The 22480-nt window shown below is 42.1% G+C and carries 19 protein-coding genes, 12 tRNA genes and 3 rRNA genes; 4 read left to right on the forward strand and 30 right to left on the reverse strand.

What is annotated here, in order from left to right:
* Positions 1-104 precede the first annotated feature (104 nt).
* Both groL and groES read right to left on the reverse strand, forming a co-directional pair.
* Positions 105-1742, reverse strand: coding sequence for a chaperonin GroEL (gene groL, locus JFU24_RS14800; protein WP_053348953.1), 1638 nt, complete (start codon positions 1740-1742; stop codon positions 105-107).
* Positions 1743-1801: 59 nt separating this feature from the next.
* Positions 1802-2086, reverse strand: a complete 285-nt coding sequence (groES, locus tag JFU24_RS14805) for a co-chaperone GroES (protein ID WP_053348954.1) — start codon at positions 2084-2086, stop codon at positions 1802-1804.
* Between the two features lie 336 nt (positions 2087-2422).
* On the opposite strand from groES, the gene JFU24_RS14810 reads away from it, so the two are divergent.
* Entirely contained in the window at positions 2423-3148 is a 726-nt protein-coding gene (locus JFU24_RS14810; protein WP_201188347.1) for a CPBP family intramembrane glutamic endopeptidase, read from the forward strand.
* Positions 3145-3360, forward strand: a complete 216-nt coding sequence (locus tag JFU24_RS14815) for a YdiK family protein (protein WP_201188345.1) — start codon at positions 3145-3147, stop codon at positions 3358-3360. The genes JFU24_RS14810 and JFU24_RS14815 overlap by 4 nt, the downstream gene beginning before the upstream one ends.
* A gap of 27 nt (positions 3361-3387) precedes the next feature.
* Here the strand turns inward: JFU24_RS14815 and JFU24_RS14820 are convergent, their stop codons facing one another.
* Together JFU24_RS14820 and moaC are read right to left on the reverse strand one after the other, a co-directional pair.
* Complete coding sequence (locus tag JFU24_RS14820) at positions 3388-4047, reverse strand: redox-sensing transcriptional repressor Rex (RefSeq protein WP_053348957.1); 660 nt, start codon at positions 4045-4047, stop codon at positions 3388-3390.
* Between the two features lie 34 nt (positions 4048-4081).
* Positions 4082-4591 carry a cyclic pyranopterin monophosphate synthase MoaC gene (moaC, locus tag JFU24_RS14825; protein ID WP_053348958.1) on the reverse strand — a complete coding sequence of 170 codons (510 nt, stop codon included), beginning with the start codon at positions 4589-4591 and terminating at the stop codon, positions 4082-4084.
* Positions 4592-4721: 130 nt separating this feature from the next.
* Between moaC and JFU24_RS14830 the strand changes: the two genes are divergently transcribed.
* Positions 4722-6641: an ABC-F family ATP-binding cassette domain-containing protein gene (locus tag JFU24_RS14830; protein WP_201188343.1), complete on the forward strand. Its 1920-nt coding sequence runs from the start codon at positions 4722-4724 to the stop codon at positions 6639-6641.
* Positions 6642-6922: 281 nt separating this feature from the next.
* On the opposite strand, the gene tsaD is transcribed toward JFU24_RS14830, so the two are convergent.
* The 20 genes from tsaD to JFU24_RS14930 all read right to left on the reverse strand — a co-directional run bounded on the left by tsaD (position 6923) and on the right by JFU24_RS14930 (position 16655).
* A complete protein-coding gene (tsaD, locus tag JFU24_RS14835; RefSeq protein WP_056523290.1) occupies positions 6923-7936 on the reverse strand; it encodes a tRNA (adenosine(37)-N6)-threonylcarbamoyltransferase complex transferase subunit TsaD in 1014 nt (337 codons plus the stop codon).
* Positions 7933-8385, reverse strand: a complete 453-nt coding sequence (rimI, locus tag JFU24_RS14840; protein WP_201188341.1) for a ribosomal protein S18-alanine N-acetyltransferase — start codon at positions 8383-8385, stop codon at positions 7933-7935. The genes tsaD and rimI overlap by 4 nt, the downstream gene beginning before the upstream one ends.
* A gap of 25 nt (positions 8386-8410) precedes the next feature.
* The gene (gene tsaB / locus JFU24_RS14845) at positions 8411-9103 is read right to left on the reverse strand and encodes a tRNA (adenosine(37)-N6)-threonylcarbamoyltransferase complex dimerization subunit type 1 TsaB (protein WP_201188339.1); all 693 of its coding nucleotides are present in this window, start codon (positions 9101-9103) and stop codon (positions 8411-8413) included.
* A complete protein-coding gene (tsaE, locus tag JFU24_RS14850) occupies positions 9103-9555 on the reverse strand; it encodes a tRNA (adenosine(37)-N6)-threonylcarbamoyltransferase complex ATPase subunit type 1 TsaE (RefSeq protein ID WP_053348963.1) in 453 nt (150 codons plus the stop codon). Before tsaE ends, tsaB begins: the two co-directional genes overlap by 1 nt.
* A gap of 225 nt (positions 9556-9780) precedes the next feature.
* Positions 9781-9854: transfer RNA gene (locus JFU24_RS14855), tRNA-Met, on the reverse strand.
* 71 nt (positions 9855-9925) lie between these two features.
* Positions 9926-10041 (reverse strand): 5S ribosomal RNA (rrf, locus tag JFU24_RS14860).
* A 115-nt stretch (positions 10042-10156) separates the two neighbouring features.
* Positions 10157-13091: ribosomal RNA gene (locus JFU24_RS14865) — 23S ribosomal RNA — on the reverse strand.
* 175 nt (positions 13092-13266) lie between these two features.
* Positions 13267-14816: ribosomal RNA gene (locus tag JFU24_RS14870) — 16S ribosomal RNA — on the reverse strand.
* Together the 16S, 23S and 5S rRNA genes with 12 tRNA genes alongside form the textbook arrangement of a ribosomal RNA operon.
* 97 nt (positions 14817-14913) lie before the next feature.
* Positions 14914-14987: transfer RNA gene (locus JFU24_RS14875), tRNA-Gly, on the reverse strand.
* Between the two features lie 32 nt (positions 14988-15019).
* Positions 15020-15096, reverse strand: a tRNA-Pro gene (locus JFU24_RS14880).
* 6 nt (positions 15097-15102) lie between these two features.
* Positions 15103-15179, reverse strand: a tRNA-Arg gene (locus JFU24_RS14885).
* An 18-nt stretch (positions 15180-15197) separates the two neighbouring features.
* Positions 15198-15283: transfer RNA gene (locus JFU24_RS14890), tRNA-Leu, on the reverse strand.
* 59 nt (positions 15284-15342) lie between these two features.
* Positions 15343-15424, reverse strand: a tRNA-Leu gene (locus JFU24_RS14895).
* A 9-nt stretch (positions 15425-15433) separates the two neighbouring features.
* Positions 15434-15509, reverse strand: a tRNA-Lys gene (locus tag JFU24_RS14900).
* Between the two features lie 9 nt (positions 15510-15518).
* Positions 15519-15593, reverse strand: a tRNA-Gln gene (locus JFU24_RS14905).
* Between the two features lie 82 nt (positions 15594-15675).
* Positions 15676-15751, reverse strand: a tRNA-Asp gene (locus JFU24_RS14910).
* 27 nt (positions 15752-15778) lie between these two features.
* Positions 15779-15853: transfer RNA gene (locus JFU24_RS14915), tRNA-Glu, on the reverse strand.
* A 17-nt stretch (positions 15854-15870) separates the two neighbouring features.
* A tRNA-Ser gene (locus tag JFU24_RS14920) sits at positions 15871-15961 on the reverse strand.
* Positions 15962-15968: 7 nt separating this feature from the next.
* Positions 15969-16043: transfer RNA gene (locus JFU24_RS14925), tRNA-Asn, on the reverse strand.
* A 132-nt stretch (positions 16044-16175) separates the two neighbouring features.
* Positions 16176-16655: a SprT family protein gene (locus JFU24_RS14930; RefSeq protein ID WP_201188337.1), complete on the reverse strand. Its 480-nt coding sequence runs from the start codon at positions 16653-16655 to the stop codon at positions 16176-16178.
* An 85-nt stretch (positions 16656-16740) separates the two neighbouring features.
* Between JFU24_RS14930 and cmpA the strand changes: the two genes are divergently transcribed.
* Positions 16741-16860 carry a cortex morphogenetic protein CmpA gene (gene cmpA / locus JFU24_RS14935; RefSeq protein WP_089364909.1) on the forward strand — a complete coding sequence of 40 codons (120 nt, stop codon included), beginning with the start codon at positions 16741-16743 and terminating at the stop codon, positions 16858-16860.
* A gap of 96 nt (positions 16861-16956) precedes the next feature.
* Here the strand turns inward: cmpA and JFU24_RS14940 are convergent, their stop codons facing one another.
* The 6 genes from JFU24_RS14940 to JFU24_RS14965 all read right to left on the reverse strand — a co-directional run bounded on the left by JFU24_RS14940 (position 16957) and on the right by JFU24_RS14965 (position 22480).
* The gene (locus JFU24_RS14940) at positions 16957-19140 is read right to left on the reverse strand and encodes a Tex family protein (RefSeq protein WP_242485343.1); all 2184 of its coding nucleotides are present in this window, start codon (positions 19138-19140) and stop codon (positions 16957-16959) included.
* 93 nt (positions 19141-19233) lie between these two features.
* Entirely contained in the window at positions 19234-19845 is a 612-nt protein-coding gene (locus JFU24_RS14945) for a PP2C family serine/threonine-protein phosphatase (RefSeq protein ID WP_309558402.1), read from the reverse strand.
* Positions 19845-20630 (reverse strand): RNA polymerase sigma factor SigB, encoded by a 786-nt coding sequence (gene sigB / locus JFU24_RS14950; RefSeq protein WP_056526373.1) that lies wholly within the window; start codon positions 20628-20630, stop codon positions 19845-19847. The genes JFU24_RS14945 and sigB overlap by 1 nt, the downstream gene beginning before the upstream one ends.
* Positions 20608-21081 (reverse strand): anti-sigma B factor RsbW, encoded by a 474-nt coding sequence (gene rsbW / locus JFU24_RS14955; RefSeq protein ID WP_201250157.1) that lies wholly within the window; start codon positions 21079-21081, stop codon positions 20608-20610. Before rsbW ends, sigB begins: the two co-directional genes overlap by 23 nt.
* Complete coding sequence (locus JFU24_RS14960; protein ID WP_201188335.1) at positions 21078-21410, reverse strand: anti-sigma factor antagonist; 333 nt, start codon at positions 21408-21410, stop codon at positions 21078-21080. The genes rsbW and JFU24_RS14960 overlap by 4 nt, the downstream gene beginning before the upstream one ends.
* 59 nt (positions 21411-21469) lie before the next feature.
* A complete protein-coding gene (locus tag JFU24_RS14965; protein WP_201222387.1) occupies positions 21470-22480 on the reverse strand; it encodes a PP2C family protein-serine/threonine phosphatase in 1011 nt (336 codons plus the stop codon).

Here is a 22480-nt window from a genome sequence, read left to right on the forward strand (position 1 = left end):
AAGTTTGGTCAACTTATGAGAAGCCTCCATTAAAATCCTCAATGTTAGCAAAATGTTACCATTTCACTCTCAAACCCTTATATATCAAGGGATTGACGGCTTTATTACATCATGCCGCCCATTCCGCCCATGCCACCCATATCAGGCATGCCCATGCCACCAGCGCCAGCAGGTTCTGGTTTGTCAGCAACAACAGCTTCTGTTGTTAAGAACATTGCAGCAACAGAACCAGCGTTTTGTAGAGCTGAACGAGTTACTTTAGTAGGATCCACGATACCAGATGCAATCATGTTAACCCATTCGCCAGTAGCTGCATTGAAGCCAGTTCCAACTGCTTCACCTTTAAGGCGTTCTACGATTACAGAACCTTCAAGTCCAGCATTGTGAGCGATTTGGCGTACTGGCTCTTCGATAGCACGAAGAACGATTTTCACGCCTGTTGCTACGTCGCCTTCCGCTTGAATTTCTGCCACTTTATTGTATACGTTTAGAAGAGCTGTACCACCACCGGCTACGATACCTTCTTCAACAGCAGCACGAGTAGAGTTCAATGCATCTTCAATACGAAGTTTACGTTCTTTTAATTCTGTTTCAGTAGCTGCACCGACTTTGATTACTGCTACACCACCAGCTAATTTAGCAAGGCGTTCTTGTAATTTTTCACGGTCGAATTCAGAAGTTGTTTCTTCTAATTGAACACGGATTTGGTTTACACGAGCTTGAATTTGAGCTGTATCTCCAGATCCTTCAACGATAGTTGTGTTTTCTTTTGTAACAACCACTTTAGACGCACGTCCTAAAGATTCGATTGTTGCAGATTTAAGATCAAGTCCGATTTCTTCAGTGATTACTTCGCCGCCTGTAAGAGCTGCGATGTCTTCAAGCATTGCTTTACGACGATCACCGAATCCAGGAGCCTTAACCGCAACTGCATTGAATGTTCCACGAAGTTTGTTCACAACAAGAGTTGCAAGCGCTTCGCCTTCTACATCTTCAGCAATCAATAATAGTGGTTTTCCTTGTTGAACAACTTGCTCAAGTACAGGAAGGATTTCTTGGATATTCGTTACTTTTTTATCCGTGATTAAGATATATGGATTGTCTAAAACAGCTTCCATTTTATCTGAATCAGTAACCATGTAAGGGGAAGCATATCCACGGTCGAACTGCATACCTTCTACAACGTCCAATTCAGTTGTGAAACCTTTAGACTCTTCGATTGTGATGACGCCGTCGTTACCAACGCGTTCCATAGCTTCAGCAATCAGTTGGCCTACTTCTTCATCAGCTGAAGAGATAGCAGCAACTTGTGCAATCGATTCTTTGTTTTCAACAGGTTGAGAAATGGCTTTTAATTCTGCAATCGCAGTATTAACCGCTTTTTCGATTCCTTTACGGATACCCATTGGGTTAGCACCAGCTGTTACGTTTTTAAGACCTTCACGGATCATTGCTTGCGCTAGAACCGTTGCAGTAGTTGTACCGTCACCAGCTACGTCGTTTGTTTTGCTTGCTACTTCAGCAACCAATTTCGCACCCATGTTTTCGAATGCATCTTCTAATTCGATTTCTTTAGCGATTGTTACACCGTCATTTGTGATAAGCGGTGAACCGAATTTTTTCTCAAGAACCACGTTACGACCTTTTGGTCCAAGCGTTACTTTAACTGCATCTGCAAGTGCGTCCACACCACGAAGCATTGAGCGGCGTGCTTCTTCACTAAATTTAATTTCTTTAGCCATTTATAAGTACCTCCCTAAAATTTTAAGAAAATTTTCGTTCAGTTAAGTATGATGTATAATTAGCCAATAACAGCTAAAATGTCGCTTTCACGTAAAATTAAGTATTCAGTATCTTCGTATTTCACTTCAGTACCAGCATATTTTGAGAAGATAATTAGATCGCCTTGGGCAACCTCTAAAGCAACACGTTCGCCATTTTCAAGAACACGGCCCGTACCAACTGCTACGACCTTACCTTCTTGTGGCTTTTCTTTTGCAGTATCAGGAAGAACAATACCGCTTGCCGTTTTTTCTTCAGATTGAACTAGTTCAATAATAACGCGATCACCTAATGGTTTTAACAAGTGAAACAACCTCCTCATATTCTCTTGATAATTTGCTTTGTGATTATTAGCACTCTTCATCATCGAGTGCTAACACATTTATAATATTAAATAAACCGAGCCTTTTTTGCAAGTATCTTATCGAAAATTTTTTATTAATTTCTGATAAATTCCGGGTATACTACTTTAGGATAATGTTTCTTTTAACAAAGGAGATGAAATGTTCTCTTATGCGTACGTTTAAGTGGAGTTATGTCTCATTATTTGATACCATTTTGGAGTATACGTTTAGAGATTGTCCCCATGTCAGGACCGTTATAAGAGAAATGGCGGACTAAATAAAAGGAGTTTTCATTTTTGAAAAAAGAATATTGGTTCGTCATCATCACTTACATAGCCATGCAATTATCCAGTATTGTTGGGATGCCTATTTTCATGCTGATTGGATCTTTAAGCGAAATGCCTGCTGATGAACTCAAAGTTAAAGCAGCAGCATACTGGATTGTATTCAGCTTTCTCGCAGCTCTAACACTGATTTTAATTTTGATGAGAAAAGATATGAGGGAAAGGATAGACACACGTAATCAAGCTTCAATCCCTACGTCTATATTGTGGGCGATAGCAGGTGTATTTCTGGCACTTATTGCTCAAAGCCTAGCTGGAAGCATTGAACAAATGCTCGGGGTGAAGTCTGAATCTGAAAATACGCAGAATCTTATTTCACTCATATATGAAGTCCCAATGGTCATTTTCGTGACTTCAGTAATTGGACCTATTTTGGAAGAAATCCTTTTCCGGAAAATCATTTTCGGATCACTTAATAAACGCTTTAATTTCTTTATTTCTGCTTTAATTAGCTCAGTTATTTTCGGCTTGGCGCATGGTGAACTCGAACATCTTCTTTTATATTCAGCAATGGGCTTCACCTTTGCATTTCTTTATGCGCAAACCGGTCGTATCCTTGTGTCGATGGTGGCACATATTGCAATGAATACCCTTGTTATCATCCTTCAAGTGTTTTATAGAGATGATATTGAGAAGATGCTAGATACTGCACAGGCCTTTATCGGAGGTTTATTATGAAACGTCGTCAATCACCACTATTTATCGGTATCATCTATGCAGGCTTAGGGGCTCTTTTTACGGCTATCGCAATCCAAACCGTCAATTCAACAGGATGGGGAATCTTTGCCTACATACTCGTACTTATTGCAACTCTTGACTTTGGGTCAGGGTTACGTATGATCATGATGCACTTTAAAATTAAATCCGCAAACAATAAGAAGAAAAAATAAAAAACGCTGCGAAGACGCAGCGTTTTTTTATTCCTCTAATGCAACTTCTTCTACCACAGGATAATGCTTTAAAAAGTAGATGAGGGACTGAAGCTCTACAGCCAGGTCAATGTGGTGAACTCTTATGGACGGCGGTACAGTCAGCCGAGCAGGAGTGAAATTCAATATTCCTTTTATATCAGCTTTAACTAAACGATCGGTTATCGTTTGAGCCACTTGGGCAGGTACTGTCAAAATAGCTGCTGTAATATTATTTTCCTGCAAAAGCGTATCTATTTGGTCCATATGATAGATTGGCACATCAGCTATTCGCTTTCCAACCTTATCTTCAGAAACTTCAAATGCCATTTCAATTTTTGTATTATTATTTTTCAAAAAATTGTAATTTAAAAAAGCGGTCCCTAAATTCCCTACTCCAATTAAAGCGACTTTTGTCAATTCATCTTGATCTAGTGTTTTTCTGAAGAAGGATAGTAAATAATTTACATTATAGCCGTAGCCCTTTTTTCCAAGCGCGCCAAAGTAGGAAAAATCACGGCGAATTGTAGCCGAATCAACTTTTACAGCTTCGCTAAGCTCTGCCGAGGATACTCTTTGTTTACCTGAGGAATGTAAGTTCTTTAAAAATCGATAATATAAGGGCAACCTTTTGGCCGTTGCCTGCGGTATCTTTGGGTCATGGTTCATCGTTCTTCCCCGCCTTCACACATGCTTTTCAAACTTATTCTTCTTTATCTGTTTGATTCAACTGTCTTTTGTAATCGCTACTAGACACCCCACCTGTTTTCTCCACTAAAAATGTAGGCCCGATTACCATTCCTTTATCAATAGCCTTACACATATCGTAGACAGTTAAAGCGGTCACAGATGCAGCTGTTAACGCTTCCATTTCAACACCTGTACTACCTTTTGTCTTGGCTTCTGTTTCTATTTTAAGCCTATAACCTTGTTCTTCTTTTACCCAATCAAAGGCTATATTGACCCCTTGTAGAGAAATAGGGTGACACATCGGGATTATATTGGATGTATTTTTGCTTGCCATGATGCCTGCAACCTGTGCAACTGACAGAACATCACCTTTTTTCATTTTCTGGTTCGTGATTTTTTCATATATTTCATCGTTCAATAAGATACTCGATTGAGCTGTTGCCGTCCGAATGGTTTCAGGCTTCGCACTCACATCAACCATTTTAGCTCTGCCTTGTTCATTAAAATGCGTTAAGTCCCCCATTAATAACCCCTCCTAAATCATACACTATTATTCCACATTATGTAACAGCTTGTTTTTGCTTAGACCTCAGCTGTTGCCGATAATTACTATAATACGTTACACTAACAATAATCAATTGAGGTGAAAATTTATGATTTTATTACAAATCAATCAACTATCCAAATATTACGGAGCTGAACTTATTTTATCAAATATGAAGCTCGAAGTTCAAAATAAAGATCGAATTGCCCTAGTTGGCCGAAACGGCGCTGGAAAATCAACTCTGCTAAAAATCATAGCCGGACAACTTTCCCATGATGGCGGCGAGATCATCAAACCCAAAGGCGTCACTATTGGCTATATGGCACAGGATACAGGTTTAGAATCCGAACTTTCCATTTGGAATGAGATGCAGACTGTATTCAAAGACCTAATAGAGCAAGAGAAAGAACTGCGCCGACTTGAGGCCGAAATGGCCAAACCTGACACTTTTGATAACGAAATACTTTACCAAAAGGTGTTAAATGAATATGACACTTTACAGGTAGCCTTTAAAGAAAAGGGGGGCTATCAATATGAAGCAGATATCCGTTCCGTATTACATGGTCTTCAGTTTGGTGACTTTGACTATTCCACTCTCATTTCCACGTTGAGTGGAGGCCAAAAAACACGGCTTGCATTAGGAAAGCTGCTTTTAAAGAAGCCCGATATATTGATTCTCGATGAACCAACAAACCATCTGGATATCGAAACTCTCTCCTGGCTTGAACAATATTTACAAAGTTACCAAGGTGCTGTACTTATTGTTTCCCATGACCGCTATTTTCTAGATAAAGTTGTAAACCAGGTGTATGAAATTTCAAGAAATAATATGAAAAAGTACTATGGTAATTACAGTTCTTACTTAGAAGGAAAAGCGGAAGATTATGAACGGGACATGAAGCAATTCGAAAAACAACAAGGTGAAATCGAAAAACTGCGTGACTTTGTTCAACGTAATATCACAAGAGCTTCGACCACCAAAAGAGCGCAAAGCAGGCGCAAGCAGCTCGAAAAGATGGACGTATTGGACAGGCCACAAGGTGACGAAAAATCTGCTAATTTTTCCTTCCAAATTGAAAAGCAAAGCGGAAACGAAGTACTTCATCTTCAAAGCTTAGCTATTGGTTATGAAGGGGAAACAGTATCTAATAATATTAACTCTCGGATGACAAAAGGAGAAAGTATTGCCCTTGTCGGTCCAAATGGCGTTGGTAAATCGACGTTATTAAAAACGATTATATCCAAGCTGCCTGCAATTTCTGGCGATTTCCGTTTTGGAACGAACGTCGAGGTCAGCTACTACGATCAAGAACAGGCCAATTTGATTTCTAATAAACGCGTACTAAATGAACTATGGGATGAATATCCCCTTAAACCGGAAAAAGATATCCGCACAGTACTTGGTAATTTCCTTTTTAGTGGAGATGATGTATTGAAAACCGTTTCGACACTAAGCGGTGGTGAAAAGGCACGGCTTGCTTTAGCCAAAATGATGATGGAAAAAGGGAATTTTTTAATTCTTGATGAACCAACGAACCATTTAGATCTCGACAGCAAATTAGTGCTTGAAAACGCTTTGATAGATTATCCAGGAACCATTCTTTTCGTCTCACATGACCGTTATTTTATTAATCGAATTGCAACAAAGGTCATTGAGCTATCCAAAGACGGCAATGAAGAGTTTCTCGGCGATTATGATTACTATGTAGAGAAGAAACAAGAGCAAGCAGAAATTGAAGCACTCGAACAACAAAATAAATCGACCAATGTGGAACTAATCGTCGAAAAGACAAACTACAAAATTGATAAAGAAGCAAAAAAAGCAGAACGCCAGCGAAAACGCCGTATCGAGGAAATCGAGTCAGCCATGGAGCTACTCGAAACTGAAATAAACGAGTATAATGAGCTCCTTTGTGACCCAAACGTCTTCCAAGACCATGAGAAGGTAATGGAAGTTCAGACAAAGCTTGATAAAGCACAGGAAACTTTAGATCAGCATCTTGAAGAATGGGCTGAATTAGAAGAATAAACAATCGGACCGAGTTATTTAACTCGGTCTTTACATGATGTTTTGAAAAGATCGACTCAAAGTTATCCACATTTTTATACACAAACAAGTTGCTACTCAATAGCTACTCAATCTATTTATCCACAATATCCACAGAAACTTATGCACTTATCCACATAACAATTGGTTATACACAGCGGGTTTGAATAATAAAAAAACGTTATCCACAGAATATTCTATTTTTTTTAAAACATTATAAAAAAGACAGGATACCGAAGTTTGGTCTCCTGCCTTTTTTATCGTTAGAAAACTTCTAAATCTAAGCCGGGGTTTCCGTTCAAATCTAACCCAGAGCGCTTTCCTTTTTCAAACATGACACTTGCAGCTGCACCAATCATTGCTGCATTATCCGTACAAAGGTATAAAGGGGGAATAGAAATATCCATTGGTAAATCCATAAAGGCTTCAGTTAGTGCTTCCCGTAGGCCTTTATTAGCGGCAACACCACCTGCAAGTAACACCTGTTTCACATCATATTCCTTAGCAGCTTTTACAGCTTTTGTCACAAGTACCTCTATGACGCTTGCTTGGAAACTTGCGGCCAAATCTTTAGGATCAATTTTTTCTCCACGTTGTTCTGCATTATGCAAAGTGTTAATTACAGCTGATTTCAACCCACTGAAAGAAAAGTCATAGCTGCCATCCAGCCATGCCCGAGGCAGTTTCAAAGATGGTGAACCCTCTTGTGCAAGCCTATCGATATGAGGACCGCCTGGATAAGGAAGTCCTAAAGTTCGAGCTACTTTATCATATGCCTCTCCTGCTGCATCGTCCCGCGTCTCCCCTATTACTTTAAAGGAACCGGGCTCCTCTAAAAGCACCAATTCCGTATGGCCTCCTGAAACGACTAATGAGAGGGCTGGGTACTGAATTTCTTGAACAAGTCTATTAGCATATATATGGCCCGCGATATGGTGCGTTCCAACAAGCGGGATTCCATGAGCGAATGCCACCGCTTTAGCAGCATTAACACCTATTAACAATGCCCCTACTAGCCCAGGACCTTCTGTAACAGCAATAGCGTCCAAATCTTCGTACGTCACACCAGCCTGAAGCAAAGCCTCTTCAAGCACGATTGTAATTTGCTCTACATGGTGCCGGGACGCTATTTCAGGTACAACACCACCAAACCGCTTATGGCTTTCTATTTGTGAAGCAACGACATTGCTCAATATCTCTGTTCCATTTTTTATGACAGCTGCAGCAGTTTCGTCACAGCTGGTTTCAATTCCTAATATAAGTTGATCTTTTTTCATGAAAAATTCACCCACATAACATAAGCATCTTCTTGATTATCTGTATAATAATTTTTACGAATTCCACCCTTTTGAAAGCCTAGTTTTTCATAAAGTGAAATGGCCACTGCATTACTAACACGAACTTCAAGCGTCATCCTTACAACGCCCATGCTAATTGAGATTTCAATCATCTTTCTAAGCAGAGCTTCACCCAGCTTTTGCCCTCGGTATTCAGGTAAAATAGCGATATTGGTAATATGCGATTCATCAATGACAATCCACGCGCCGCAATAACCAGCAATTTCCCCTTCATCTTCAATAACCATGTAAACAGCATATTGATTATGATTTAATTCATTAAAAAAAGCTTCCCGGCTCCAAGGCAAAGTAAAGGATTGTTTTTCTACGTTTAACACTTGGTCGATATCTTCCGTTTTCATCTTTCGAAACGTCAATGTTTTACTCATAATAATCGGTCGCTTTCCTATTATTTTATTTCCCCTGCTGTTCGAGCCACTTAGCTTCCGCTTCAGCCATACGAATATAGTTCGGTACAAACTGGTGTATGTCCACTTCATTCTTGTTCAGGCCAATAAATGCAAGTTCGCTTGGTCGAGAGTTAAATAACTGTACGGGAGAAAATGCTGCTAAATTCCCTAACACTTTCGTAATCGCTTCCCGATGAATTTCTACATCCTGACCAACAAATAAAACAGGACGCTTTAATTCCTTTAATCGAATTGCCCATTCAGAGGATAGAATATTGCAATCTTCCATGACTGTATTTAACACATTATTTTCTATTTCATATAATCCAGTATAAATCTGGCCTCTTCTTGCATCAAACAAGGGCGAAACTAACCCGTTAAAATAACGTCCATTAGCAGCTAAAACTTCTAAACTAGAAACAGCCGATAATGGAATTTTCAACGTCCACGCCAATGTTTTCGCAATTGTCACACCAATCCTAACCCCTGTATAAGATCCAGGGCCCTGAGCGACCACAATTTTAGTCAATTCCTTAGGACTAGTATCACAATCCCTTAATAGGGTCTCAATTGCTGGCATCACTCGAACCGAATGATTTTTCTTTAAATTCGTAGTATACTCGCCAATTACTTGAGTATCATTTATTAGAGCAATCCCTAACGTGAAGTTCGATGTATCTATAGCTAAAACCTTCATCAAATAATCTCCTTACATAACGTAACATACCTTTCGCCTTTGGCTTCTAAGACAAGACGGCGGCTTGTATCACTAAGACGATAAATATAAATAGTTAAGATTTCATTTGGAAGCTGGTCTTTAATTAAATGAGCCCATTCCACAACGGTCACACCTTCACCATCAAAATATTCATCGAAACCTAAATCTTCTTCTGATTCACTTACCCGATATACATCCATATGGTATAAGGGTAATCTCCCAACGTATTCCTTTATTATCGTAAAAGTTGGGCTATTCACAGTTCTAGATACACCTAAACCTTTAGCAAGACCTTTTGTGAACGCCGTTTTCCCTGCTCCCAAGTCCCCTTCTAAAGCAAGTACATCACCACTTGAAAGCTTTTGTGCTAATTCCTGTGCAAAATGCGCTGTTTCTTCCTCATTCTGAGAAATCCATTCAAATTGTTGCATATATCAATCACCTTTATCATCTATTAGGAAAATGTTCTCTAGTTTTATCTTGAGAACCATAAACACAATACTTAAAAAAGCTAACGACCATAATTATATCCCTAATAAAGCATTCTATATGTAGTTTACCTTGTTTCAAAAGAAGAAACAAATAAGTTAAGGACATTATTATCCGAAATTCAGATAAAACAAAAAAACGAAACCAAGGTTTCGTTTTTTTCATGATTGCGGGGACAGGATTTGAACCTGCGACCTTCGGGTTATGAGCCCGACGAGCTACCGGACTGCTCCACCCCGCGACGGTATAAATGTTTCTTTTATAAAATTTAGTATGTCCTTTTTTTAAAAAAGGATACAATTAAAGGTTATAGCTTGGCGGCGTCCTACTCTCACAGGGGGAAACCCCCAACTACCATCGGCGCTGAAGAGCTTAACTGCCGTGTTCGGAATGGGAACGGGTGTGACCTCTTCGCTATCGCCACCAAACATTTAACCTTTTATCAGGACATATATTATTATAACATGCATCCTAATAAAATGCAAGAAGAAATTTTCATTCCTTCAAAACTAGATAATAAGAAGGTATTTCATTTTTTAAAGCGTGGTTAAGTCCTCGATCTATTAGTATCAGTCAGCTCCACATGTCGCCACGCTTCCACCTCTGACCTATCAACCTGATCATCTTTCAGGGATCTTACTAGCTTGCGCTATGGGAAATCTCATCTCGAGGGGGGCTTCATGCTTAGATGCTTTCAGCACTTATCCCGTCCGCACGTAGCTACCCAGCTATGCCTTTGGCAAGACAACTGGTACACCAGCGGTGCGTCCATCCCGGTCCTCTCGTACTAAGGACAGCTCCTCTCAAATTTCCTGCGCCCGCGACGGATAGGGACCGAACTGTCTCACGACGTTCTGAACCCAGCTCGCGTACCGCTTTAATGGGCGAACAGCCCAACCCTTGGGACCGACTACAGCCCCAGGATGCGATGAGCCGACATCGAGGTGCCAAACCTCCCCGTCGATGTGGACTCTTGGGGGAGATAAGCCTGTTATCCCCGGGGTAGCTTTTATCCGTTGAGCGATGGCCCTTCCATGCGGAACCACCGGATCACTAAGCCCGACTTTCGTCCCTGCTCGACTTGTAGGTCTCGCAGTCAAGCTCCCTTGTGCCTTTACACTCTACGAATGATTTCCAACCATTCTGAGGGAACCTTTGGGCGCCTCCGTTACTCTTTAGGAGGCGACCGCCCCAGTCAAACTGCCCACCTGACACTGTCTCCCACCCCGATAAGGGGCGCGGGTTAGAATTTCAATACAGCCAGGGTAGTATCCCACCAACGCCTCCACCGAAGCTAGCGCTCCGGCTTCTCAGGCTCCTACCTATCCTGTACAAGCTGTACCAAAATTCAATATCAGAGTCGCAGTAAAGCTCCACGGGGTCTTTCCGTCCTGTCGCGGGTAACCTGCATCTTCACAGGTACTATAATTTCACCGAGTCTCTCGTTGAGACAGTGCCCAGATCGTTACACCTTTCGTGCGGGTCGGAACTTACCCGACAAGGAATTTCGCTACCTTAGGACCGTTATAGTTACGGCCGCCGTTTACTGGGGCTTCGGTTCAAAGCTTCGCTTGCGCTAACCTCTCCCCTTAACCTTCCAGCACCGGGCAGGTGTCAGCCCCTATACTTCGCCTTGCGGCTTCGCAGAGACCTGTGTTTTTGCTAAACAGTCGCCTGGGCCTATTCACTGCGGCTTTTCCGGGCTATTCACCCTAAAAAGCACCCCTTCTCCCGAAGTTACGGGGTCATTTTGCCGAGTTCCTTAACGAGAGTTCTCTCGCACACCTTAGGATTCTCTCCTCGCCTACCTGTGTCGGTTTGCGGTACGGGCACCTTACATCTCACTAGAGGCTTTTCTTGGCGGCGTGGAATCAGGAACTTCGGTACTATATTTCCCTCGCCATCACAGCTCCGCCTTAATGGAAACGGGATTTGCCTCGTTTCCGGCCTAACTGCTTGGACGCGCATATCCAACAGCGCGCTTACCCTATCCTTCTGCGTCCCCCCATCGTTCAAACGATGTATAGGTGGTACAGGAATATCAACCTGTTGTCCATCGCCTACGCCTTTCGGCCTCGGCTTAGGTCCCGACTAACCCTGAGCGGACGAGCCTTCCTCAGGAAACCTTAGGCATTCGGTGGAAGGGATTCTCACCCTTCTTTCGCTACTCATACCGGCATTCTCACTTCTAAGCGCTCCACCAGTCCTTCCGGTCTGACTTCAACGCCCTTAGAACGCTCTCCTACCATCGACACCATACGGTGTCAATCCACAGCTTCGGTGATACGTTTAGCCCCGGTACATTTTCGGCGCGGAGTCACTCGACCAGTGAGCTATTACGCACTCTTTAAATGATGGCTGCTTCTGAGCCAACATCCTGGTTGTCTAAGCAACTCCACATCCTTTTCCACTTAACGTATACTTTGGGACCTTAGCTGGTGGTCTGGGCTGTTTCCCTTTCGACTACGGATCTTATCACTCGCAGTCTGACTCCCAAGAATAAGTATTTGGCATTCGGAGTTTGACTGAATTCGGTAACCCGTTGGGGGCCCCTAGTCCAATCAGTGCTCTACCTCCAATACTCTCATCTTGAGGCTAGCCCTAAAGCTATTTCGGAGAGAACCAGCTATCTCCAGGTTCGATTGGAATTTCTCCGCTACCCACACCTCATCCCCGCACTTTTCAACGTGCGTGGGTTCGGGCCTCCATTCAGTGTTACCTGAACTTCACCCTGGACATGGGTAGATCACCTGGTTTCGGGTCTACGACCTCATACTCATTCGCCCTATTCAGACTCGCTTTCAGCTGCGGCTCCGTCTTATCAACTTAACCTCGCATGAAATCGTAACTCGCCGGTTCATTCTACAAAAGGCACGCCATTACCCATTAACGGGCTTTGACTACTTGTAGGCACACGGTTTCAGGATCTATTTCACTCCCCTTCCGGGGTGCTTTTCACCTTTCCCTCACGGTACTGGTTCACTATCGGTCACTAGGTAGTATTTAGCCTTGGGAGATGGTCCTCCCTGCTTCCGACGGGATTTCTCGTGTCCCGCCGTACTCAGGATCCACTCAGGAGGGAACGAAGTTTCAACTACAGGGTTTTTACCTTCTTTGACGGACCTTTCCAGATCACTTCATTTACCCCGTTCCTTTGTAACTCCATGTTGAGTGTCCTACAACCCCAAGAGGCAAGCCTCTTGGTTTGGGCTAATTCCGTTTCGCTCGCCGCTACTCAGGAAATCGCATTTGCTTTCTCTTCCTCCGGGTACTTAGATGTTTCAGTTCCCCGGGTCTGCCTTCAGTACCCTATGTATTCAGGTAAAGATACTGTTCCATTACGAACAGTGGGTTTCCCCATTCGGAAATCTCCGGATCAAAGCTTACTTACAGCTCCCCGAAGCATATCGGTGTTAGTCCCGTCCTTCATCGGCTCCTAGTGCCAAGGCATCCACCGTGCGCCCTTTCTAACTTAACCGTTAAAAAAGATCTTACTGATGCTTTGAAAAAATTAATTGCCTTCTATCTATTATCTAGTTTTCAAGGAACAAAGAAGAAAAAACTTCATCACAACGTGATGAGATCTTTCGTATCTGAATGAATTACTCATTCAAAACTGAACAAAACAAAAGCGCTCTCGTATTTATCCTTAGAAAGGAGGTGATCCAGCCGCACCTTCCGATACGGCTACCTTGTTACGACTTCACCCCAATCATCTGTCCCACCTTAGGCGGCTGGCTCCATAAAGGTTACCTCACCGACTTCGGGTGTTACAAACTCTCGTGGTGTGACGGGCGGTGTGTACAAGGCCCGGGAACGTATTCACCGCGGCATGCTGATCCGCGATTACTAGCGATTCCGGCTTCATGTAGGCGAGTTGCGACCTACAATCCGAACTGAGAATGGCTTTATGGGATTCGCTTACCTTCGCAGGTTTGCGACCCTTTGTACCATCCATTGTAGCACGTGTGTAGCCCAGGTCATAAGGGGCATGATGATTTGACGTCATCCCCACCTTCCTCCGGTTTGTCACCGGCAGTCACCTTAGAGTGCCCAACTGAATGCTGGCAACTAAGATCAAGGGTTGCGCTCGTTGCGGGACTTAACCCAACATCTCACGACACGAGCTGACGACAACCATGCACCACCTGTCACTCTGTCCCCCGAAGGGGAACGCCCTATCTCTAGGGTTGTCAGAGGATGTCAAGACCTGGTAAGGTTCTTCGCGTTGCTTCGAATTAAACCACATGCTCCACCGCTTGTGCGGGCCCCCGTCAATTCCTTTGAGTTTCAGCCTTGCGGCCGTACTCCCCAGGCGGAGTGCTTAATGCGTTAGCTGCAGCACTAAAGGGCGGAAACCCTCTAACACTTAGCACTCATCGTTTACGGCGTGGACTACCAGGGTATCTAATCCTGTTTGCTCCCCACGCTTTCGCGCCTCAGTGTCAGTTACAGACCAGAAAGTCGCCTTCGCCACTGGTGTTCCTCCAAATCTCTACGCATTTCACCGCTACACTTGGAATTCCACTTTCCTCTTCTGCACTCAAGTTCCCCAGTTTCCAATGACCCTCCACGGTTGAGCCGTGGGCTTTCACATCAGACTTAAGGAACCACCTGCGCGCGCTTTACGCCCAATAATTCCGGACAACGCTTGCCACCTACGTATTACCGCGGCTGCTGGCACGTAGTTAGCCGTGGCTTTCTGGTTAGGTACCGTCAAGGTACCAGCAGTTACTCTGGTACTTGTTCTTCCCTAACAACAGAACTTTACGACCCGAAGGCCTTCTTCGTTCACGCGGCGTTGCTCCGTCAGACTTTCGTCCATTGCGGAAGATTCCCTACTGCTGCCTCCCGTAGGAGTCTGGGCCGTGTCTCAGTCCCAGTGTGGCCGATCACCCTCTCAGGTCGGCTACGCATCGTCGCCTTGGTGAGCCATTACCTCACCAACTAGCTAATGCGCCGCGGGCCCATCTATAAGTGACAGCAAAACCGTCTTTCCATCTTCTCTCATGCGAGAAAAGAACGTATCCGGTATTAGCTCCGGTTTCCCGAAGTTATCCCAGTCTTATAGGCAGGTTGCCCACGTGTTACTCACCCGTCCGCCGCTAATCTCAGGGAGCAAGCTCCCTGAGATTCGCTCGACTTGCATGTATTAGGCACGCCGCCAGCGTTCGTCCTGAGCCAGGATCAAACTCTCCGAAGAAATGTTTGACTTGCTCATTTTGCTTTTTTTGATAGTGTGTGCTCACTTAAAATTTAACGTTGGCGCTTTGTTTTGTTCAGTTTTCAAAGAGCAATAATGGAGCGGGTGAAGAGAATCGAACTCTCATCATCAGCTTGGAAGGCTGAGGTTTTACCACTAAACTACACCCGCATTTAATTTTTCAAATTATTTCTAAGAAAGAATGGTCGGGAAGACAGGATTCGAACCTGCGACCCCTTGGTCCCAAACCAAGTGCTCTACCAAGCTGAGCTACTTCCCGTAAATATGGTGCGCCCGGCGGGAGTCGAACCTACAACCTTCTGATTCGTAGTCAGATGCTCTATCCAATTGAGCTACGGGCGCTAATTTCTATGATGTTTTTGGTGCGGCCGAGAGGATTTGAACCTCCACGGGGTTTCCCCCACTAGGCCCTCAACCTAGCGCGTCTGCCATTCCGCCACGACCGCGAAAGCGACTTTGTAAGTCTAACACCTTTTCAACTTGTTGTCAAGAAGAAAAATATCAGTGCGGGTGAAGGGACTTGAACCCCCACGCCTTGCGGCGCCAGATCCTAAGTCTGGTGCGTCTGCCAATTCCGCCACACCCGCGAAATAAAATGGTGAGCCATGAAGGATTCGAACCTTCGACCCTCTGATTAAAAGTCAGATGCTCTACCAACTGAGCTAATGGCTCTAAATAAAATGGCTGGGCTAGAAGGGATCGAACCTTCGCATGACGGAATCAAAATCCGTTGCCTTACCGCTTGGCTATAGCCCAATAATCAATTACTAATTAACAGCCCGATTAATATTATATCACAATAACTTAATTCTAGCAAGTGTTTTTTTAAAGAAATAAATGGCGGTCCCGACGGGAATCGAACCCGCGATCTCCTGCGTGACAGGCAGGCATGTTAACCGCTACACCACGGGACCAGTAATTTAATTTAAACATACAAAAGATGGTGACCCATACGGGATTCGAACCCGTGTTACCGCCGTGAAAGGGCGGTGTCTTAACCGCTTGACCAATGGGCCGTGATAAAATGTATAACTGGCGGAGAAGGAGGGATTTGAACCCTCGCGCCGCTTACGCGACCTACACCCTTAGCAGGGGCGCCTCTTCAGCCTCTTGAGTACTTCCCCAAAAAAATGGCTCCGCAGGTAGGACTCGAACCTACGACCGTTCGGTTAACAGCCGAATGCTCTACCACTGAGCTACTGCGGAATAATGAAAATTGGGTTCCTTTTTTACGCTCAAGGACCTTAGTGGTTGTCGTGAAGAACAAGTTGTTATCTTGTCGACTCTTATGATTATAAGGAGGTTGCAACATAAAGTCAAGGGTTCTTTTGTTTTTTTTTATTTATTTGCTTCTTTTTCTTTAAAACCTTGGTATATCAGTGTTCCACGACACTTACCACAGACAAAACGAGTGGTATCGATACGCTTCTTTCTTAAATATAACTCCTGACAGTTTTCACATCTATATTGAATAGTATTCATTTTTCTCTTTAACTGGTTTGACGGTAGTGGCGTGCAAAATCTTGGGGCTCCAACTTTTTCGAGTAAACGCTTAAAGTCAGCATCACGATGCTGGTATCCTTTCTTCTCAAGGTGGAGGTGATAATGGCATAATTCATGCTTTATGATTCCTATCAATTCTTCCACTCCACGTTCATCAAGATATTTCTTATTAATTTCTATATTATGTGAACGTAGCAAGTACCTTCCTCCAGTCGTTCGAAGGCGCGGATTAAAACAAGCTAGGTGTCTAAAGGGCTTTTGAAAGTCTTTCCTCGAAATATCTTCAACTAATTTTTGCAATTGCTGATTATCCATCTTCCCCCTCCCTTTCCTTGGTAACATGACAACCCATTATAACATAGACTAATAAAACAATAGAAAACTACTGGAGGTAAGCGCTATGCCTAATTGGTTCCAAAATCAAATTCGTAAAGCCTTTTATGAAAAGGATTATTATCAAGTGAAGATGTTGAATCAATGCTGGTTTTTTTATCAAAAAAAAGAAAGTCTTCGATTATAGACCTCCATTTGAACCAAGCACTAATAAATTATAAAGAAGCATTACTATTCTTACAGTAATAAAAAACCCCTTCTATATAGAAGGAGTTTATAATAGCTAATCTTGATCTTTAGGCTGCAGCATCGTTAAAGATACCCTTTGCTTTTGAGAGTCCACCTTCTCGACCCAAACTGTTACAACATCCCCAACAGCAACTACATCCAATGGATGTTTTACAAATCGGTTGCTTAATTTAGAAATATGCACCAGCCCGTCCTGTTTGACACCGATGTCCACAAATGCACCGAAGTCTACAACATTCCTTACTGTACCTTGTAATTCCATTCCGGTTTTTAAATCCTCCATTTTTAGCACATCTTGCTTAAGCAGAGGTTTTGATAGTTCATCCCTAGGGTCTCTTCCCGGCTTCATTAAATCATCAATAATGTCCTTAATCGTGATTTCTCCAATTTCTAATTCATCCACTAATTCTGTTGGATTTAATTTGACTAACTCTTTATTCAAAACATCACTGCCTAAGTCTTCAGACGTGAATCCTATTTTCTTTAACAGTTTATTCACGGCCCCGTAGTTCTCCGGATGGATCGCGGTTTGATCCAAAGGTTCATTGCCATTAATAATACGCAAAAAACCTATGCACTGTTCGTACGTTTTAGCACCAAGCCGAGGAATTTTCTTTAATTCCTTCCTGCTTGAAAACTTCCCTTCTTCTTCCCTTTTCTTCACTATATTTTGAGCAACAGATTTTGATAACCCAGCTACATATTGTAATAGAGATGACGAAGCTGTATTGACGTTCACCCCAACTTGGTTAACAGCTGTTTCAACAACAAAAGTAAGGGATTCTGATAACTTTTTCTGAGAAACATCGTGCTGATACTGACCTACTCCTACGGATTGGGGATCGATTTTAACAAGTTCCGCAAGTGGATCTTGCAGTCTTCTCCCAATTGATACTGCACTTCTCTGCTCAACTTGAAGATCCGGAAACTCTTCACGAGCAATATCAGATGCTGAATACACACTGGCACCTGCTTCATTAACAATTATATAAGATATATTCCCTTTCACTTCTTTTAAAATATCTGCAATAAATTGCTCCGATTCACGAGATGCCGTTCCATTACCTATTGCCACAATCTCCACTGCGAATCGCTGAAGAATTTCAATTGTTTTTTCACGAGCAGCTTCAAACTTCGCAGCAGGAGGGTGTGGGTAGATTACACTGATATCGAGTACTTTGCCTGTTTCATCAATAACAGCCAACTTACAACCCGTCCGATATGCTGGATCTAGAGCAAGGACCACTTTCCCTTTAAGAGGAGGCTGTAGTAGTAAATTGCGAAGGTTTTCCGAGAATATATGGATAGCTTGATCTTCTGCTTTTTCCGTTAGCTCTTTTCTTATTTCCCGTTCTACAGAAGGCATGATTAGACGCTTAAGTCCGTCTTCAATCGCTTCCTTAATCAACCCTGCCGCTTCGGATTGATTATTTTTAATGATTTTCCGTTCCAAATAACTAATAATAATTTCTGTCCGAGGCTGGATGGATATTCGTAGAACCTCTTCCTTTTCACCTCTATTAAGTGCCAAGACTCGATGTGGGACGATTTTTTGGACAGGCTCTTCATATTCATAGTACATTTCGAAGATTTTTTTTTCGTCCTTTTCTTCATTTTTCACAATGGAGAACAATTTTCCTGCTTTAAAAATCTCAGCCCTTATCCATTTCCTCAATTCAGCATCATCAGAAATAAGTTCAGCAATTATATCCTGCGAACCCGCAATTGCCTCTTCAATAGAAGGAACTTCTTTTTCTTCAGATATGAATTCGGCTGCTTTTTCACTAACTGAAGCCTGAACTTGACATTCAAGAAGCCAAATTGCAAGCGGTTCAAGGCCTTTCTCTTTAGCCACAGTTGCTTTCGTTCTCCTTTTTTGTTTAAAAGGTCGGTATAAATCTTCCACTTCCTGCAGCTTTGTTGCCTTTTCAATTTGTAACTTTAATTCTTCTGTCAATTTACCCTGTTCACTAATCGAGCGTGTAACTTCCACTTTTCTCTGCCCAAGGTTTTCTAGATAGTTCCATCTTTCCATAATAGAACGAATCTGCACTTCATCTAGTGAACCCGTCATTTCTTTTCGATAACGAGCAATAAAAGGAACGGTATTACCATCTTGAAGCATCTGTATGACATTTTGCACTTGATGATTTTTCAAAGTTAACTCATTAGATATTTGTTTAATTAATTCTTTTAATGAATCTTCTACTACTATCAAATTTATTACCTCCAACCTTTTTATTCTGATATATATAGTCTAGCAAATGAGAGATGAAGTTGCGAATCCAATACAAAAAAGCTCACTTCCGAATTACGACGAAAGTAAGCTTCCTAAAATGAAAGTTGTATCATCCGCAGTAGCTGGGCTGCTTTCCAAAATACAACGAGCGTTTTTATCGATAGGGACCAGCCTCTTTAAGTACGATTTAGCTCCCTTAAGTTCCAACCCATCTGAATGAATAATGAATTTGGCATTTGGTTCGTATTTGAAGCTCTGCGTTCTATACTTTTGCTTCCTACCGGATAAATATCCGGTTACAGGTAGGGGGTAAACCAGCTTGTCGACGCTTGGATTGTACAAGAAAAAGCGAACGTTGCCTACTGAACTGTATACGAACTCATTCTTTTCATAATAGATTTTCAAGATAGAAACGGCCGCTCCCCGCTTATCGATCAAAACTTGATTACAGACCTCCATTAGCAACTCAACATCTAACTCATGGTTACGTTTTACTACCTCTATTACGGCATGGGAGGATTCATAAGCGGATTTTCCGCTACCTAGGCCATCCGCTAATACACAAACAAAGTATTCCTTCGTATGAAGAAAAAAGTAATCATCACCACAATAAATCATTCCGTTTTTAGAAGATTGGGAGACAAGGACTTCTATTTTCTCTTCTCGCATTATGTCTTTAATCACTATATTAACTCCGAGTTTTCGGCATTAATAGCTTCTTGAAGTTTTTTGATTGCGCGGCGCTGGAGTCTCGATACATGCATTTGTGAAATACCAAGTTTGTCCCCCGCTTCTTTTTGGCTTAAATTTTCTATATAAGTGTGTTGAATAATCATCTTTTCACGGTCACTTAGTACATGCAGCACCTTTTCAAGTACTAGGCGCTGATTGACTTTTTCAAAACCTTCATCTACGTTGCCGAATATATCCAGCAACGTAACCGTACCACCATCAGAATCTGCCTCAATAGAATGATCAACAGATAAAGCCTGATAGCTTTTCCCCATTTCCATTGCTTCTAAGATTTCTTCTTCTGTTACTCCTATACAATCAGCTATTTCATCTATTCTTGGTGAACGATGCAGAGTCGTCGTCAATTCCTCGACTGTCACTCTGATTTTTGGTCCAAGTTCTTTTATTCTTCTTGGCACATGGACGCTCCATGTTTTATCACGCAAAAACCTTTTGATTTCCCCGATAATAGTAGGAACAGCAAATGCCTCAAAGCTTTTACCGAAAGATTCATCATATCGTCGAATGGCACCTAATAAACCAATCATACCGACCTGAGCGATATCTTCCTGAAACGATCTCCCTTTTGCATATTTACGAGAGATTGTTTCAACCAAACTTTTATAATGAATTACCAGATTACTTTGCGCTTCATCATCCTGATTCTGCTGATAGGCTCTAATCCATTCATTAACTTGTTCTCTTTGTGCTTGATTAGGTTGAGACTGTTTTTGCATCCATCTCCACCTGCTCTCCTTCTAAAAACTTAGTCATAAAAACTGTAACCCCGTCATGCTGATGAATTTTCACATCATCCATCAAAGTTTCAATGAGGTAAAGACCCAAGCCTCCTTCTCTCAAGAGTTCAACTTTTTGCCCATGCTCATATGGACCGAGCCCTTGACGAATCTCTTCGAAATTACAGCTCTTTCCACTATCAGAAACCATGACCTCTAGGCGGTCAGGGTAAAGCCCAAAACTTACTTTCACTTCGCCTTTTTCAAGATCTTTATAGGCATGCTGTACCGCATTTGTACACGCTTCACTGGTAGCGATTTTCAAATCCTCAATTTCATCATACGCAAATCCCATCCGGCTACCTATCCCAGAAAGTGTTAAACGGATGACACCGATGAATTCCGGTTTTGCAGGTATTTTCATTTCAATGTAATCATATACTTGACTCATTCTAACCCACCCTCTGTACCACTTTTAATATCAATGATATCTGCAAGACCCGTAATATCAAATAATCGTCGTAACCTTTCTGATAAGCCAATCAAGGTAAATTCGCCATTATGTGCTCTTACGCTTTTAAACGCACCAACAAATACCCCCAACCCGGTACTGTCCATATAGGAAACTTCAGTTAAATCAATAATAATCGAAACATTGTCCTGTTCTGAAATTGGAAATAGCGATTCTCTTAATTTTGGTGCAGTATAGGCATCAATTTCACCTTTTAGTTTCACAATAAATTCCGCATTTAGTTCATTAACATCTACCGTTATATTCATCCTTGACCCACCTCTTTATATCCTCTTCATGCTTATATCTATACCCCGAAGAAAATATACTAAACATTTGATTTTAAAATTATTAATGTAAAATCATCCCTTAGTTGAAAGTTCTGCATTTTCTCCAATTGTTTATATATGTTATTTACTATTTCCTGTGCTTGTAAATGCATATTCTTTTGGATAAAACCAATGAGTGTTTCCCGTTCTATAAAACCATCATTTGTTCGGCACTCTGTTACTCCATCCGACAACAAAATGATCATATCTCCCGGATTAACTGTTTTTTCATATTGTCGATACCTTGTTTTTTTATCTACCCCAAGCAGTAAACCTTTTGCATCTAAATCGCTAAAATTCCCTGTAGTGGCGTCATAGTAAAACCCCGGCTCATGACCAGCTGAAGCATAGGAAAATTGCTTGTCATGAGGGTCATATAATCCATAGAACATCGTAATAAACATACTTGGATCAACATTGTGCTCTACAACACGATTTAAACTCTCTAGCACACTATTCGGTTCATGCCTATGTTCAGGAAGACTATCCATCGCATATTTAATCATTGACATGCACAAGGCCGCAGGGATCCCTTTCCCTATTACATCCGCAATTCCTACTCCGATGCGCTCATATTCATCCTGAACAAAGTGATAATAATCTCCATTCATTTGCCTAGCAGGGACACTAATCGCCCCAATTTCCAGGCCTTTGATATCCGGTATCTTCGTTTCTAAAAGCGTATGTTGGACATTTGCTGCAATCTCTATCTCCGTTTTTAGTTCCTGCTGTTGATGTCTAAGGCTCTGATGTTCACGATATGCAATACCGTAGCCCATCATGACTTCAAGCAGAAAATCGAAAGAATCCATTACTTTCACTGGTAAATCCGGGTATAATTCGATTAAGTTATTTTTATGCATACTGATAATTTCTTCTGGAGATATATTGTATTTAATATTTAGGCGACTGATTTTTTGACCTTGATAAAGCGCCTGCTCATTTTGGTCTTTAAGATAGGTAGAAAGCGCCTCATAATACTTTTTCTCCATATTCTCTTTAATATCCAT

It is taken from the genome of Peribacillus sp. TH27 (genome assembly GCF_016650915.1).
Taxonomy (GTDB): Bacteria; Bacillota; Bacilli; order Bacillales; family DSM-1321; genus Peribacillus; species Peribacillus butanolivorans.

What these genes read in the sequence shown, in the direction of transcription:
- groL (WP_053348953.1), bottom strand. Translation starts at nt 1,742, where the DNA reads ATGGCTAAAGAAATTAAATTTAGTGAAGAAGCACGCCGCTCAATGCTT.
- JFU24_RS14815 (WP_201188345.1), top strand. Translation starts at nt 3,145, where the DNA reads ATGAAACGTCGTCAATCACCACTATTTATCGGTATCATCTATGCAGGC.
- JFU24_RS14820 (WP_053348957.1), bottom strand. Translation starts at nt 4,047, where the DNA reads ATGAACCATGACCCAAAGATACCGCAGGCAACGGCCAAAAGGTTGCCC.
- moaC (WP_053348958.1), bottom strand. Translation starts at nt 4,591, where the DNA reads ATGGGGGACTTAACGCATTTTAATGAACAAGGCAGAGCTAAAATGGTT.
- JFU24_RS14830 (WP_201188343.1), top strand. Translation starts at nt 4,722, where the DNA reads ATGATTTTATTACAAATCAATCAACTATCCAAATATTACGGAGCTGAA.
- tsaD (WP_056523290.1), bottom strand. Translation starts at nt 7,936, where the DNA reads ATGAAAAAAGATCAACTTATATTAGGAATTGAAACCAGCTGTGACGAA.
- rimI (WP_201188341.1), bottom strand. Translation starts at nt 8,385, where the DNA reads ATGAGTAAAACATTGACGTTTCGAAAGATGAAAACGGAAGATATCGAC.
- tsaB (WP_201188339.1), bottom strand. Translation starts at nt 9,103, where the DNA reads ATGAAGGTTTTAGCTATAGATACATCGAACTTCACGTTAGGGATTGCT.
- tsaE (WP_053348963.1), bottom strand. Translation starts at nt 9,555, where the DNA reads ATGCAACAATTTGAATGGATTTCTCAGAATGAGGAAGAAACAGCGCAT.
- JFU24_RS14930 (WP_201188337.1), bottom strand. Translation starts at nt 16,655, where the DNA reads ATGGATAATCAGCAATTGCAAAAATTAGTTGAAGATATTTCGAGGAAA.
- cmpA (WP_089364909.1), top strand. Translation starts at nt 16,741, where the DNA reads ATGCCTAATTGGTTCCAAAATCAAATTCGTAAAGCCTTTTATGAAAAG.
- sigB (WP_056526373.1), bottom strand. Translation starts at nt 20,630, where the DNA reads ATGCAAAAACAGTCTCAACCTAATCAAGCACAAAGAGAACAAGTTAAT.
- rsbW (WP_201250157.1), bottom strand. Translation starts at nt 21,081, where the DNA reads ATGAGTCAAGTATATGATTACATTGAAATGAAAATACCTGCAAAACCG.
- JFU24_RS14960 (WP_201188335.1), bottom strand. Translation starts at nt 21,410, where the DNA reads ATGAATATAACGGTAGATGTTAATGAACTAAATGCGGAATTTATTGTG.
- JFU24_RS14965 (WP_201222387.1), bottom strand. Translation starts at nt 22,480, where the DNA reads ATGGATATTAAAGAGAATATGGAGAAAAAGTATTATGAGGCGCTTTCT.